At 28.9% G+C, this 13,927-nt stretch carries 13 protein-coding genes and 3 tRNA genes; 4 read left to right on the top strand and 12 right to left on the bottom strand.

Going from position 1 to position 13,927, the window contains the following annotated elements; all coding sequences use genetic code 11:
* Nucleotides 1-900 precede the first annotated feature (900 nt).
* Together L8U98_RS06005 and L8U98_RS06000 are read right to left on the bottom strand one after the other, a co-directional pair.
* Nucleotides 901-976: transfer RNA gene (locus L8U98_RS06005), tRNA-Met, on the bottom strand.
* A 13-nt stretch (nucleotides 977-989) separates the two neighbouring features.
* A tRNA-Gln gene (locus L8U98_RS06000) sits at nucleotides 990-1,064 on the bottom strand.
* Between the two features lie 109 nt (nucleotides 1,065-1,173).
* On the opposite strand from L8U98_RS06000, the gene L8U98_RS05995 reads away from it, so the two are divergent.
* Nucleotides 1,174-2,196, top strand: a complete 1,023-nt coding sequence (locus L8U98_RS05995; protein WP_263725248.1) for a bifunctional 3,4-dihydroxy-2-butanone 4-phosphate synthase/GTP cyclohydrolase II — start codon at nucleotides 1,174-1,176, stop codon at nucleotides 2,194-2,196.
* Here L8U98_RS05995 and L8U98_RS05990 read toward each other — a convergent pair.
* Genes L8U98_RS05990 through L8U98_RS05970 form a run of 5 tightly spaced genes read right to left on the bottom strand, consistent with a single transcriptional unit; the run spans nucleotide 2,186 to nucleotide 7,552 of the window.
* Nucleotides 2,186-3,136, bottom strand: coding sequence for an SAM-dependent methyltransferase (locus L8U98_RS05990; protein ID WP_318529464.1), 951 nt, complete (start codon nucleotides 3,134-3,136; stop codon nucleotides 2,186-2,188). The two genes, L8U98_RS05995 and L8U98_RS05990, sit on opposite strands and share 11 nt — an antisense overlap.
* A gap of 2 nt (nucleotides 3,137-3,138) precedes the next feature.
* Complete coding sequence (locus L8U98_RS05985; protein WP_263725247.1) at nucleotides 3,139-3,945, bottom strand: M23 family metallopeptidase; 807 nt, start codon at nucleotides 3,943-3,945, stop codon at nucleotides 3,139-3,141.
* On the bottom strand, nucleotides 3,942-5,936 hold the full coding sequence (glyS, locus tag L8U98_RS05980; protein ID WP_263725246.1) for a glycine--tRNA ligase subunit beta: 1,995 nt from the start codon (nucleotides 5,934-5,936) through the stop codon (nucleotides 3,942-3,944). Before glyS ends, L8U98_RS05985 begins: the two co-directional genes overlap by 4 nt.
* Before the next feature lie 33 nt (nucleotides 5,937-5,969).
* A complete protein-coding gene (locus tag L8U98_RS05975) occupies nucleotides 5,970-6,110 on the bottom strand; it encodes a hypothetical protein (RefSeq protein WP_164717489.1) in 141 nt (46 codons plus the stop codon).
* Nucleotides 6,110-7,552: an alanine/glycine:cation symporter family protein gene (locus L8U98_RS05970; RefSeq protein ID WP_214100050.1), complete on the bottom strand. Its 1,443-nt coding sequence runs from the start codon at nucleotides 7,550-7,552 to the stop codon at nucleotides 6,110-6,112. Before L8U98_RS05970 ends, L8U98_RS05975 begins: the two co-directional genes overlap by 1 nt.
* A gap of 222 nt (nucleotides 7,553-7,774) precedes the next feature.
* On the opposite strand from L8U98_RS05970, the gene L8U98_RS05965 reads away from it, so the two are divergent.
* Both L8U98_RS05965 and L8U98_RS05960 read left to right on the top strand, forming a co-directional pair.
* Nucleotides 7,775-8,527, top strand: coding sequence for an amino acid ABC transporter permease (locus L8U98_RS05965; RefSeq protein WP_263725245.1), 753 nt, complete (start codon nucleotides 7,775-7,777; stop codon nucleotides 8,525-8,527).
* Nucleotides 8,520-9,248, top strand: coding sequence for an amino acid ABC transporter ATP-binding protein (locus L8U98_RS05960; protein ID WP_263725244.1), 729 nt, complete (start codon nucleotides 8,520-8,522; stop codon nucleotides 9,246-9,248). The genes L8U98_RS05965 and L8U98_RS05960 overlap by 8 nt, the downstream gene beginning before the upstream one ends.
* Here the strand turns inward: L8U98_RS05960 and L8U98_RS05955 are convergent.
* From L8U98_RS05955 to L8U98_RS05940, 4 genes are all read right to left on the bottom strand, one after another.
* A complete protein-coding gene (locus tag L8U98_RS05955) occupies nucleotides 9,245-9,712 on the bottom strand; it encodes a tRNA (cytidine(34)-2'-O)-methyltransferase (RefSeq protein ID WP_263678963.1) in 468 nt (155 codons plus the stop codon). The two genes, L8U98_RS05960 and L8U98_RS05955, sit on opposite strands and share 4 nt — an antisense overlap.
* A 14-nt stretch (nucleotides 9,713-9,726) precedes the next feature.
* A tRNA-Arg gene (locus tag L8U98_RS05950) sits at nucleotides 9,727-9,803 on the bottom strand.
* A gap of 43 nt (nucleotides 9,804-9,846) precedes the next feature.
* The gene (locus L8U98_RS05945; protein WP_263702777.1) at nucleotides 9,847-10,863 is read right to left on the bottom strand and encodes a sensor histidine kinase; all 1,017 of its coding nucleotides are present in this window, start codon (nucleotides 10,861-10,863) and stop codon (nucleotides 9,847-9,849) included.
* 2 nt (nucleotides 10,864-10,865) lie between these two features.
* Complete coding sequence (locus L8U98_RS05940; RefSeq protein ID WP_263725243.1) at nucleotides 10,866-11,717, bottom strand: DUF234 domain-containing protein; 852 nt, start codon at nucleotides 11,715-11,717, stop codon at nucleotides 10,866-10,868.
* A gap of 57 nt (nucleotides 11,718-11,774) precedes the next feature.
* Here L8U98_RS05940 and L8U98_RS05935 point away from each other — a divergent pair, with 57 nt between their 5' ends.
* A complete protein-coding gene (locus L8U98_RS05935) occupies nucleotides 11,775-13,040 on the top strand; it encodes an aminotransferase class V-fold PLP-dependent enzyme (protein ID WP_263725242.1) in 1,266 nt (421 codons plus the stop codon).
* Here the strand turns inward: L8U98_RS05935 and L8U98_RS05930 are convergent, their stop codons facing one another.
* Nucleotides 13,041-13,799, bottom strand: coding sequence for a basic amino acid ABC transporter substrate-binding protein (locus L8U98_RS05930; protein ID WP_263725241.1), 759 nt, complete (start codon nucleotides 13,797-13,799; stop codon nucleotides 13,041-13,043).
* Between the last annotated feature and the right edge of the window lie 128 nt (nucleotides 13,800-13,927).

The following is a 13,927-nucleotide window of genomic DNA, read 5'->3' as shown; positions in this document are numbered from 1 at the left end:
ACCATCATCTTCCCAACCATTATTATTTTCATCATTAATACCAACTTGAGTATCTTCATCTTCGATATGGCTAGTGCTTTTTTAAAACACAACTATTACATTTAAAATAGTTATCGTTTTAAACATACAATATCTTTACTAACTTCTAAAACTATCTAAAGCATAGCATTTATATTTTATTTTACAGTATAAACAGGACATAAAATAAAATATTTAATATAGTATAATGTAGAATTATAGATATTAGAAAAAATTTAAATGGTAATGATTTTAAAAAATGTTTATAGCTTTGAAAAAATAGCTAAATTATACTAGGGGTTAAATCTTTAAAATAAGATTTAATCTACTTTAGCAATTCATATAATAGCAAATATTCTATTTTTGAAATTGTTTCTTGAATATATTTAAACACTTGCTTTTCATTAGTCAGGTAGTATTTTTCTTTGTTAGAATTTAAATTCACAATATTCTTTCCTTGAAATTCACACTCTAAAAATTTTAATACATCACCTATTTAGCAAAACAATATCACTTTTTTACACATTTTTACAATAAAATACAAAGTATGTGCAAAAGTATGTGCAAATGAAAAATATTTCATTAAAGTATGGATATTTAGGGATTTGGTTGGTAAATTACACGCCTGCTAAATCCACCATTTTATTTAATCTCATATTTTTATTTTGGTTAAAACTCTTTTTAAATTACATTCTTATTTTGATTATTTTTTATGTGTTTTGCGTTAAAACCAAAAAGCACATAATTTCAAATTTCTTATATGTTTAATTAAAGTATTAAAAATACCCAAGAGACTAATGAAAATCATTAAAAGCAAGATTAACAAGTTTTTATTTAACTCTATAATTAATTTAAATTCTTTGAAAAATTTTATTAGGAAATTGGTTGCGAAGGGGAGATTTGAACTCCCGACCTTCGGGTTATGAGCCCGACGAGCTAACCACTGCTCTACTTCGCGGCATCATATAAAGTGGATGGGGTAAAGGGATTCGAACCCCTGAATGACAGGACCAAAACCTGTTGCCTTACCGCTTGGCGATACCCCAATAAATGAAGTAATTTTTAAATTAAAAGTGGTATTATATATTATTTTTTACATAATGTCAAGAAAAATATTATATAATTTCTTAAAAAATAGAAAAAAGGAGATTGATAGTGGGATATGTTAGTGTAGAACAAGCTATAAAAGAACTTCAAGATGGCAAAATGCTAGTTATGGTAGATGCAGAAGATAGAGAAAATGAGGGAGATTTGATTTTCCCTGCACAATTTAGCTCACAAGAAAAAGTAAATTTTGCCATTACTCATGCAAGAGGTGTGGTGTGTGTAGCATTGAGTGAGAATTTGGCTAAAAAATTTGAACTACCTTTAATGGTGCCTAAAAATACATCAAATCACGAAACAGCTTTTACCATCACTGTCGATGCAAAAAATGCAACAACAGGAGTAAGTGCTTGTGAAAGGGATATGACTATACAAATTTTTGCTGATGATAATGCAAAGGCAAGTGATTTTGTGCGTCCTGGCCATATTAATCCTTTGATAGCAAAAAAAGGTGGGGTTTTAGAAAGAACAGGTCACACAGAAGGCACGGTGGATTTATGTCGCTTGGCAGGATTAAAAGAAGCATGTGTGATATGTGAGATTGTTAAAGATAATGGAGATATGGCCAGAAGAAGTGATTTGCTTGAGTTTTGCAAAAAACACGATATTAATATGATTACTATTTCAGATTTAATCGAGTATCGTTTAAAAAATGAAAGTTTGATTTCTTTAATCAAAGAAGAAGACAGTATTTTAGCGGGTTTTAAAGCTAAAAAAATGACTTTTAAAGATCATAATAAAAACGAACATATAGCTTTTAGTTTTGGTGCTTTAAAAGAATGTGAGAATGTTAAATTTTATCTTAGTGGAAGCGACTTTGAACTTCTAACTTCTAATAAATTCAATGAATTATTAAAGCAAGTTGAGTTTTTAAGCCAAAAAGGTGGTGTAATCATTTTCATGAAAAATGAAAAACAAGAAAACACACAATATAAAAATTACGGCATAGGAGCGCAAATTTTAAGGTATTTAAAAATTTCAAAAATCAAACTTCTAAGTCAAAATACCGATAAAGAATTTATAGGTTTAAAAGGTTTTGGGCTTGATATTACAAGCAGTGATTTTAAATCTTAAATTCTAAAAACTTAAACTTATCGCCAAAGTTAAACATCAAATTTTTACTTTGATTGATAAAGTTTTTATAAATTTGAGGGTTAGTATTTTTAGCGTGTTCGATAATTTCTTCCAAACCAAAGTCAATTAAGGCTTGATTTTGATTTTTATATTCTAACACCTCAAACCCCTCTTCTTTTAAAACTTGTAAAAAATGATCAAAATTTACATTATATGTAATATCACTTTTAGCAAAAAAATCTTTTAAATTCTCTTCAAAAAGATTATACACTTGGTGATTTTTATACATTCTAATACTAATTTTTTCTTCTTTTTTTGCATAATCAAAACATGCAAAAGTTAGTTTTTCACAAGTTTGTTTTAATTTGGATAAAAAAGGTTTATAAGAGATACAAAGCTCACTATTAGTGATAGCATATTTTTCACATTCTTTTAAAAGATCTTCACTCATAGGCTTAAAAACAATGTTTAAATCATCACCAACATATGCCATTGTTTTGTCTTTTATAAGTTCACATGTAAAACAATCAAATAATTCATTAGCATAAAAAAAGGCATTTTTAAAATGATATTCTTCTAAAGAATTATAAATTTTCACGTCTAAATCATACTCATCAAAAAGTTTTTTTTGAACACATCTTAACTTTTCATGCGGCTCTATAATAAAACATTCAATCTGCTCTAAAACATCAGCTCTAAGAGTGTATAAAGCTTGTATGAAATCAAGCATTAAATGCCCTTCATTTGCTCCTATTTCTACAACTTCAACCGGTAAAGTTAGCTTTTTATCATCTATAAGTTTTAAAAAATGCTTAGCTAAGAGCACACCAAAAAGATTTCCCACACTAACTGCGGTATAAAAATCTCCGTTTTTGCCAACACTCACAGCTTGGGAGTAATATTTATCAATCCAATTTTGAAAAAACTCACTAAAAACTATCATTATAAAGCATTAAATTTAGCTATAAAATCAAGTGGGTCAACTTGCACACCATTAACTAAAATTCCAAAATGCAAATGTGGCCCTGTAACCCTACCGCTAGCTCCACTCAAACCTATAAGCTCGCCTTTTTTTACCTTTTGTCCTACTTTTACATTTAGTTTTGATAGATGATAATACTGAGAATAAATCCCATATCCATGGTCAATCACCACTGAATTTCCCGCATAGTAACGATTTGAAGCAATCCTTACAATACCATCATTACTTGCATAAATTTTTGTCCCACTTGCTGCTCTAAAATCAGTTCCGCTATGATAACTTTTAAGAGTATCATTAAACAATCTTGCTTTTCCAAAAGCACTTGTAATTTTACTTTCTAAAGGGTATGTAAAATTGCCTTCAAATAAAGCCATATTAGTATAAGCATTATAAACCTTAATAGCTTCTTGATATTCTTTGCTAATGCGATCAAGTGTTTCTTTAGGTGGATTGACCTTAGAAGCACTAACTTTTAAAAATTCTTTTTTATAATTTCCTTCGCTCAATTTTATATTAATTTCCTCTTTGGAATTATCTTTAAAATCAGCTATTAATTTTCTATCTTTGGGGTTTTTATAAGGCATAGCTACACTAACAATAACTTTATTTTTATACTCAAAAAAAGGAAGTTTTTTAGAATTTGAGCTAATTTGTAAAAAATTACTTTTATCAAATTCTAAAAAAACTACTTGACCTTTTACAAGCTCAATCTCTCTAGCTTCTAAAGTAAAAATCAAAAAACATAGAAAAGAAAGAATTCTTCTCATACACTAAGCTCTTTAATATCAGCTATTTTTAAAAACTCACGATAGATTGCACACACCAAAGCTTGACGATTATTTTTGATATTTTCATCTTTGTCATTAATCATTACTTTATCAAAAAAAGCATCAATTTGCGGTTTGAGTGCAAAAAGGCTTTCTAGAAGCTCTTGGGTGTTGTTTTCTTTTATTTTGCACTGCATAAAAACTTGGTATAAATCTTTTTCCTCTTGAGTGTTAAACAAATTTTCATTAACTTGAGCTTCACTCAATATTGCAATATTTGCTAAACGCTTAAAAGTAGCAAAATTTTGACTAAAATCTTCCTTATTTGCGCTTTGAATCAAAGCTTTCATACAAGAATCAATATAAATAACATCATAAGTTTTAGAGCTAAGCACAGCTTTAACAAAAGAAGCATTTACTTCATAAAAAGTATATAAACGCTCTAAGATAAAATCTAATAAAATTTTCAAATCAAAACTTTTATACTCACCAGCTATTGCTTCTAAAAACATCTTAAGATCAAAATTTTTATTTAAAGCTAGGATAATTTTTAAAACACCATTTGCTGCTCTTCTTAAAGCATAAGGATCTTTTGCGCCACTTGGGATTTTCCCCATTGAAAAAAGCCCCATAAGTGTATCAAACTTATAAGCTAAAGCTACAATAGAGCTAAATTCATTACTTGGCATAGCTGAATTATCGCCATTTGGAAGGTATTGCTCTTTAATCGCCAAAGCAAGCTCATCGCTCATACCCATAGCCTTAGCATAATAAGATCCCATAATACCTTGAAGATCAGTAAATTCATACACCATTTGAGTACTTAGATCAGCTTTTGAGTATTCTATAGCTTTTAAAATTTCATCTTTTTGGGTATTAGCAAAAATCTCACAAAGCTTAACAGCGATTTTTTGTTCTCTAATGATTTTATCTTTTAAGGTTCCAAGTCCTTCAAGATAGACCATTTGGCTTATTTTATCATTATTTAAGCCCTGCGCTAAGTCATTTTTCCAAAAAAACATCGCATCACTTAATCTTGCTCTTAAAACTCTTTCATTTCCATTAATGATTTTAGAATAATCTTTACAAACTGCATTAGAAACTACGATAAAATGATTGCTTAAAGTATTGTTTTTAAATACTGCAAAATAGCGTTGATTTTCTCTCATGGAAGTGATAATTACCTCACTTGGGATTTCTAAATACTCTTTTTCAAAATGCCCTAATAATGCTTTTGGATACTCTGTGATAGCTACAACTTCAGCTAAAAGCTCATCATCTTCTGCAATAGTAATATCATTTTCTTTTTCAAGCATCTTTAACTGTTCAATGATAAGCTTTTTTCTTTGTTCTTGATCTAAAATAATATAATTTTGCTCTAAAGTTTTAAAATACTCATCAATATTCGCAAAAGCTATCAAATCATAACTAACACTTCTATGTACAAAAGTACTTTTTGCACTTTTAACACCATAGCTTTCAAACTCAATCAACTCATCATTTAATACACAACAAAGCGAGCGAATAGCTCTAATAAATTCAAAACTACCATCGCCCCATCTCATAGTTTTACCAAAGCTCAAGCTTTTTAAGAAAGTTTCAATCATTTGAGCTAAAACTGCTTTACTTTGTAAGCCTTGCACTTGTTTTTGACAATACAAGACTTCTTTGCCTTTAATTTCTTTAAATTCAAGCTCTTCTTCTTTTAAGCCACTTTTTTCTAAAAAACTAAGCCCTGCTTGAGTAAGCTTTCCATCTTTATAAGCTATCGCCCTAGGTGCACCTATAAATTCCACAAAAGAATCATCTTGTTTTTCTTTAAAATTTTCATGAATAAAAACCAATCTTCTAGGAGTATAGAAAAATTTAAATTCAGATTCTAAATGATACTCTTGTAAAATCTTTTCCCATTTTTTAGTAATATTTGGAAGCTCTTTTAATAAAGGAATAGCAGGAAGTTCTTCTGTGCCTATTTCTATTAACAATTTCATTTTACACTCTTTTTTAAAAATTTTTAGTGTATTTTACCTATTTTTTTTAAAATCTTTCTTTGTTTTTAGTTTTTCTTCTCTTTGTTTAGCTTTTTCTTGCATTTGGCGGTTAAAGCCAAACACAAGAAAAACCATAAAAGCTATAAACAAAGCAATAATAATATAATCTATCATTAGTCCCAACACTCTGCATTTTTAATACCAAGCTTTGAAGCACTAAATACCGGATCTCTACCTTGTCTTTTTTGCTCGCTAAAGTCTTTTAATACCTTTTTCACTATACCACCAAGTAATAAAATAGAAATGATATTAATCGTAGCCATAAATGCCATGGTAGTATCAGCTAAATCCCACGCAAATTTTAAATCCATATTTGCACCAATAAAAATCATAAGCACAGCGCTTGCTTTAAAAAGATTGATAATAATAGGATTTTGAGTAAGGTATTTAATATTTGCTTGAGCATAATAATAATTTCCTATCAAAGAAGTAATAGCAAATAAAACTATACTAACAGTAGTAAAATGCACACCTAAATTTCCATAATATTCTTTCATAGATTCTTGCACCAAAGGCAGTGCTGTTAAAATAGGCTTACCATCTACGCCGATATTATTTGCATAAGCAAGTGAAAATAACACTAAAAATCCTGAACTTGTACAAATAATCACATCAATTAATACAGAAAATGCCTGAATAACCCCTTGTTTTGCAGGATGAGTTGTAAGAGCTGAAGCTGCTGCATTTGGCGCTGAACCCATGCCTGCTTCATTAGAAAATAATCCTCTTTTTATACCTATAACCAAAGCAGAACCTGCAAATCCACCAAAAATAGCTTCAAAATCAAAAGCACTTTTAAAAATCATAGAAAACACTTCAGGAATTTTATCAAAATTCATAAACATTGCTATGATAGATAAACCAACATAAATCATTGCCATAATAGGAACGATAACTGAGCTTACTTTACCTATTTTAGTATGATCGCCAAAAAACATATAAGCAGCAAAAACAGCTAAAATTGCTCCTATTACAATAGGCCACCAACTTTGAGCAAAACTCACTTCGCTAGCATCAACCATGCCTTTATAGTAAAACTCAAATGCTGAAGTCATAGTTTGGCTTTGAAGACCATTAAATCCATAAGCATAAGTAATGATTAAAATCACCGCAAAAACAGCTCCAAGCCATTTTAAATTTAAAGCTTTACTAATATAATAAGCAGGACCACCTTTAAAACTTTTACCATCACGGCTTTTGTAAACTTGTGCTAAAGTACTTTCTGCAAAAGCTGAGGCGCCACCAAAAAACGCCATAGCCCACATCCAAAATAAAGCACCTGGTCCACCCAAAACAACTGCTACTGCGATACCTGCGATATTTCCTATACCAACTCTTGAAGCTGTTGAAATCATCAAAGCTTGAAAAGGAGTAATATGGTGTTTTTCATGCTTTTCTTGCTTTTCTGTTAAGATATCAAACACATAAGGAAGCATTCGAAATTGCACAAAACCAGTCAAATAACTATAATAAAACCCCGTGACAATAAGTAAAATTACTAAAATAGAATAATACTGATTATTCACAAAGGCAACAAATTGGGATATTAAATCCATATTTATCTCCTTTTTTATAAATTTTCAAATACAAATTTATCATAAAAAAATGAATTTGTTATAAAAAAATATAATTTTAGGTTAATTTTATTTTATTTTTTATAGCTATGTGAAATTTTAACTCAAAATATTAACAACAACATCACATAAAACACCTTTAAGTAAAAAGAAAACTTAATTTTTATACACTTAGATTTTTAAAAATTTATCAAGGTGTGCAAGTTGAAACAAAATACGATGAAACTTTTTGTATTTTTTGCCATTATTATTTTTTGGGCTTATTTCTCATTTCCTATTGAAATTTTACAAGTCAAAGATCAAAATGGTTTAGCCACAAGTGAATATGCTTATACCATAGAAGCTAAAGCTTATGTTCATAGTTATTTCACAACACTTGGTTTAACAGTGGGTGGGATTTTAATAGGAATAGTGTTTGGTTTTTTCCTAGCATTTTTAAGATTTTTAGAAATCCAAAGTTTAAATTTTATTATAGATGAATACATAGACATCATACGCGGAACCCCTTTACTTTTACAACTTTTGATTTTTTCAGTAGTGATTTTTGCTACTTGGAGTGATAATTTTTATGTGGCTATTATCGCACTTGGACTTAATAGCTCTGCTTATGTAGCTGAAATCGTAAGAAGTGGAATTCAAAGTGTAGACAAAGGACAAATGGAAGCAGCAAGAGCAATGGGACTTAATTATTCTGCTTCTATGAGACTAATCATCTTCCCGCAGGCAATTAAAAACATTTTACCTTCTTTAATGAATGAATTTATTTCTTTATTTAAAGAAACTTCAATAGTAGGTTATATTAGTGTTATGGATATTACCATGCAAAGTAAAAGCTTACAAGCAATCTATTACAACCCTAAACCTATTATTTTTACAGGACTTGTATATTATATAAGTGTTAAAATTTTAACACTTATCGCAAGAATTATAGAAGTGAGATTAAATAAACATGATTAAAATAGAAAATTTAATTAAAAAATACGGAGATTTAGAAGTCTTAAAAGATATTAGTGTTGAAGTACATAAAGGTGATATTATTGCTATTATAGGGCCTAGTGGAGGTGGAAAAAGTACTTTTTTACGCTGTTTAAATAAACTTGAAACACCAGATAGTGGTAATATTTATATCAATAATGTTAATATACTTAATAAAAAAGCAGATATCAATAAAATTCGTCAAAAAGTAAGCATGGTATTTCAACATTTTAATCTTTTTAATAATAAAAATGTTTTAGAAAATTTATGCTTAGCACCAGTACAAACAAAAATCATGAGTAAAGACGAAGCAGTAAAAAAAGCACGAGAACTACTCAAAAAAGTTGGCTTAAGTGATAAAGAAAGCTATTTTCCTCACAAACTCTCAGGCGGACAAAAACAGCGTATTGCCATAGCAAGGTCATTAATGATGAATCCTGATGTGATTTTATTTGATGAACCAACTTCAGCTTTAGATCCTGAAATGATAGGTGAAGTTTTAAACATCATGAAAGAAGTAGCTAAAGAAGGTCTAACCATGCTTGTAGTTACACATGAAATGGGATTTGCAAGAAATGTAGCTAATCGAATTTTCTTTATGGATAAAGGCATTATAGCAGTAGATGAATGTCCTAAAATAGCTTTTGAAAACCCAAAAAATGAAAGATTGAAAGAATTTTTAAATCAAGTTTTAAATCATTAAAATTTTTCAAAAGAGGCAAAATTTTGCCTCAAAGCCTCATAACTCACTATACCTACACTTGTAGCTAAATTTAAACTTCTACCACAATCTTTCATCGGTATAGTAATGGCATTTTCCCATTTTTTTTGCATTAAATCCATAGGTAAGCCAAAACTTTCACTTCCAAAAAACAAAAAATCACCTTTTTGATAATTTACGTCAAAATAAGCTTGAGTAGTTTTAGTTGTCGCAAAGAAAAATCTATCTTGAAATTTTTCATATTCTTTTAAAAAATCTTCTAAATTATTCCATAATAAAGGATTTAATTTTTTCCAATAATCAAGCCCCGCTCTTTTAACTGCCTTTTCATCGATACTAAAAAGTGGATTGATAATATGTAAAGTAAATCCCGCATTAAAACACATTCTGCCTATACTTCCTGTATTTTGTGGTATACGAGGCTCAACCAAGACTATATGAAACATCTTTTTCCTTAAAGTGGTGTCCCCAGCAAGGTTTGAACTTGCGGCCTCAGAATTAGGAATTCTGCGCTCTATCCAGCTGAGCTATGAGGACAAATATTTTTTATTATTTTAAGAAAAAATTTATTTTATAGAGCTTAAATTTTAAGCTCTATAAAAAAACATTTTGGATTTTCATCAAAACCTAAAATTCCATTATGTGCATCAATAATTTGTTTTGACAAAGAAAGTCCTAGACCATTGCCTTTTAACTTAGTTGTTTTAAAAGCTTCAAAAACCATTTTTTTATCTTTGATACTTACCCCGTTATCATAAACTTTGATAAAGATTTTATCTTCTTTTTGCTCACATTTAACTTTTATACAACCATCATCATTTTCACTTTCTTCAATAGCATCTATGGCATTATAAAGCAAATTTTGCAAAACTAAAGCAAGCAAAGATTTATCTGCGTTGATTTTTAAATCTAAAAATTCAAATGTAAAATCAATATTAGCTAGATAATTATAAGCTCCAATAGCTTGTTCGCATTCATCTTGTAATTCTTTTAAATTAAATTCATTTAAATTAACATGCACTCCTTTTGTAAAAAGCAAAGTAGAATTTACAATACGCTCCACCCTAGAAATAGCCTTTTGAATTTCTAATACTATATGCTTATTTTTTAACTCACTTCTTTCAAACAAAGTAGAACTTAACAAAGAAATAGAACCGATAGGATTGCGTATTTCATGTGCTAGGTGTGCTGCTACTGTACCCATACTGGCTAATCTTTCATTCCTTTTTTCATCGCTAATATCAGTGGCGCTAACTATAAGTTTATCCGCATGAGAGGTGACTTTTATTAAATAAAATTTATGATCAAACTCAAGCTCATAATGAGTTTTTTCAAGATCAATTTTTTCTAAAAGTTTTGGTTGTTGATTAGCTAAGTTATTTTGAAGTGTTATCTTTTTATTAGTATCTAAAACCCACAAAGCCATTGGTAAAACTTCTATAATATCACTTACCATTTGTCTTAACGCAGTGTAGTTTTCATTAAGTTGCTTATATTCATTTTCTATAACATAGGTTTGCTCTATTAAGGCTTTTAGCCCTTGTTGTAAATTTTCTTTTTCACTAGAATCTAAACTTTTTAAAATATTCTCATCCACACTTAATCCTTAATTAAAAATTGAAAATCTTCTAAAGTATATAAAAGCAAATTACGCTCCTTATTTAGAATAAGCTCTTTACTAAAGCCACTCTTTGAAAAAAGCACATATAAATTAGGTTGAATTTGCAACTGTTTTGCTTTATTTTTTAAAGTATTTAAAATATTTTTACATATTTTTCTTTCTTTAAATTTAACCTCACCTAAAACACAAAAATTTTCTTTTTTATAATAAAGATCTATCTCACAGTAATAATTCCAAAAACTATACACCTGCTTTACCTTAAGCTTTTTAGCTAAAAATTCTTTACACAAAAGCTCAAAAGTAAAGCTTTGATATTTTTCTAAATTTTCTTGGATTACTTCCATTAGCTCGTTGTATCTTTTCATCGTAATTAAGTTTAAATTAGGATATATAAAATAAAAGAAAAATCTCAATCCTTGATTTTTAAAAACAACCTTATCTTGAATGCTATATGAGCGTAATTCTTTTTTAATCTTTTGTCTTTTATTTTTCACAATAGGCTTTTCTTGACTTTTTTCCAAAGTCAAAATATTTTTTTCTAAAAGTTTATTAACAAGTCCTAGAGCTTGAAAATGCGGAATAGATTTATTGATAGAATAACGTTTTCTATCATTTTTACTTAAAACGCTCAAAGCCTTCAAAGCATTATCATCTAAATTTAAATAAGATAAAATATCAAAAGCTTTTAAAATAAAAACATTTGAAATATTATCGTATAAACTTAATTTCAAATCAAATTCAAACTCATCAAAAATACTATAAAAATCAAAAATATTTTTAAGCTCCAAAGTTTCACAGCGTTTTGAAAAATCACTAAAATTTATAACCACATCCTTATTTTAAATATTTTGTATGATATAATTTTAACAAATTTTTGGGGGATTTTTTTGAATATTGAAACATTAAAACAAGATATTATTTTAAAAAAAGGCATATATTATTTTGATTTTACAGCTAGCGCTTTAGCATTAAAAAGTATAGAAAAAGAAATAAAAAAAATTCTTACAACTTATGCAAATACACATTCAGATAGCTCTTTAAATTCTTTCATCACACAGCAACATTATGAAAATGCAAGAACAAATTTAAAAAAATACCTTGAATTAGATAATAGCTTTGCTCTTATAGCTTGCGGGAGTGGATCTTCAGCTGCTATTAAAAAATTTCAAGAACTTTTAGGTCTATATATACCCCCACTTATTAAAGAAAAATACTTTAAAAATACAGATAAAAGCACCTTACCTTTAGTTATAGTAGGACCTTATGAACATCACTCTAACGAACTTTCATTCAGAGAAGCTTTGTGTGAATGCGTTCGCATACCCTTAGATAAAAATGGTGAGCTAGATTATGCTTTTTTGGAAAAATTGTTAAAAAAATCCAAAAACAGACAAATCATAGCAAGCTTTAACGCTGCTTCAAATGTCACAGGAATTTTAAGTGATTATAAAAAAATCTACACTCTAATCAAACAATATGATGGCGTAGTCGCCTTTGATATTTCCACCTTAGCTCCTTATGCTAACTTAAATCCTAAATTTTACGATGCAGTGTTTATCAGTTCTCATAAATTACTTGGTGGTGTAGGATCTTGTGGCTTACTTGCTATTAAAAAAAATCTATGTGGTAATACTCCTAGCTTTGCTGCAGGTGGAACCGTAGGCTATGTTTCAAGAACTTCTCAGCAATACTTATGCGAGGTTGAAAATTTAGAAGAAGGTGGCACACCTGGAATTATTCAACTTATTAGAGCAAGTTTAGCTTTTAAAGTACGCAATGAAATAGGTTTAAAAAATATAGAAAAAAAAGAAAAAGAGCTTTGTGAGTATTTTTTAAAACAATGTACAAATTTTCCAAAAATGATCTTATATGCAAAAAATATCACTCATAGATTGCCTATTTTTGCTTTTAACATAGAAGGAATTTCTCCTTTTGATTTAGCTTACAAACTAAGCAAAACTTATAAGATAGAAACAAGAGCAGGCTGTGCTTGCGCAGGACCTTATGGGCATGATTTACTAAAATTAAAAGATAATCAAGAATTAAATTTTAAACCAGGTTGGCTAAGAGTGGGTTTTCATTATACACACACAAAAGAAGATATAGAGTATTTTTTTAAAGCCTTGAAAGCAAGTATCAAGGCTTTAAGTTGATTATTGCAAATCGTATTTTTCTACGATTTTTTGGTAAGTACCATCGGCTTTAACTTTTTCTAAACCTGCATTAATTTTTTGAACAAGCTCAGTTTGTTTTCCTTTATCAAAAGCTATACAAAACCCTGAACTTCCATCATTTTCTTCTAAAAATGCTTCTAACTCTTCATTAGTTTTTAAATAACCTTTACCGATATCTTTATCTGTTAAAACTGCATCGACTTTACCAGCTTTTAAAGACAAAATTGCAGCTAACATTTCTTCGCTAGCCACCACTTGAGCATTTGGAATAGCCTTAGCAGCACTTTCTTGGATGGTTCCAAGTTGAACACCTATTTTTTTACCTTCCAAACTTTGTTTATCGCTGATACTAGAATCTGTTTTTAGTTTTAAATATAAATTTTTAGTATTAAAATAAGTATCACTAAAATCCATACTAGTAAGTCTTTGTGGTGTTGAACTCATAGCAGAAGCTATCATATCAATCTTTCCAGCTTTTAAAGCAGGAATCAAACCATCAAAACTCATGTTTACCCACTCAAGTTTTAAATTTTCTCTTTTTGCAATCTCTTCTAGTAAATCAACATCAAATCCGGTAATTTTTGCATCTTTAACAAAATCAAAAGGAGGATAATTTGCAGCTATACCTACTTTATAAACTTTTTCACTAGAAGCACTAGCTTGATTTTTATCGCTTGAGCAAGCACCTAAAGCCAATATACCAAATAACGCCAAAACAACATATAATATTTTTTTCATTTCTTTCCTTTGTTAAAAATTAAAAATAAAATTGATAAATGATTATAATGTGTTTAAACGCCTATATTTCTTCATATCCGCCTCCTTGTATAATAAATATATCATAATTATAGCAGAAAAAAGTTTTT

The organism is Campylobacter sp. RKI_CA19_01128 (assembly GCF_025771175.1).
Classification (GTDB): Bacteria; Campylobacterota; Campylobacteria; order Campylobacterales; family Campylobacteraceae; genus Campylobacter_D.
Note: the sequence above shows the minus strand (reverse complement) of the source record. Positions and strands in the feature narration are given on the sequence as shown.

What these genes read in the sequence shown, in the direction of transcription:
- glyS (WP_263725246.1), bottom strand. Translation starts at nt 5,936, where the DNA reads ATGAAATTGTTAATAGAAATAGGCACAGAAGAACTTCCTGCTATTCCT.
- L8U98_RS05970 (WP_214100050.1), bottom strand. Translation starts at nt 7,552, where the DNA reads ATGGATTTAATATCCCAATTTGTTGCCTTTGTGAATAATCAGTATTAT.
- L8U98_RS05975 (WP_164717489.1), bottom strand. Translation starts at nt 6,110, where the DNA reads ATGATAGATTATATTATTATTGCTTTGTTTATAGCTTTTATGGTTTTT.
- L8U98_RS05930 (WP_263725241.1), bottom strand. Translation starts at nt 13,799, where the DNA reads ATGAAAAAAATATTATATGTTGTTTTGGCGTTATTTGGTATATTGGCT.
- L8U98_RS05960 (WP_263725244.1), top strand. Translation starts at nt 8,520, where the DNA reads ATGATTAAAATAGAAAATTTAATTAAAAAATACGGAGATTTAGAAGTC.
- L8U98_RS05985 (WP_263725247.1), bottom strand. Translation starts at nt 3,945, where the DNA reads ATGAGAAGAATTCTTTCTTTTCTATGTTTTTTGATTTTTACTTTAGAA.
- L8U98_RS05955 (WP_263678963.1), bottom strand. Translation starts at nt 9,712, where the DNA reads ATGTTTCATATAGTCTTGGTTGAGCCTCGTATACCACAAAATACAGGA.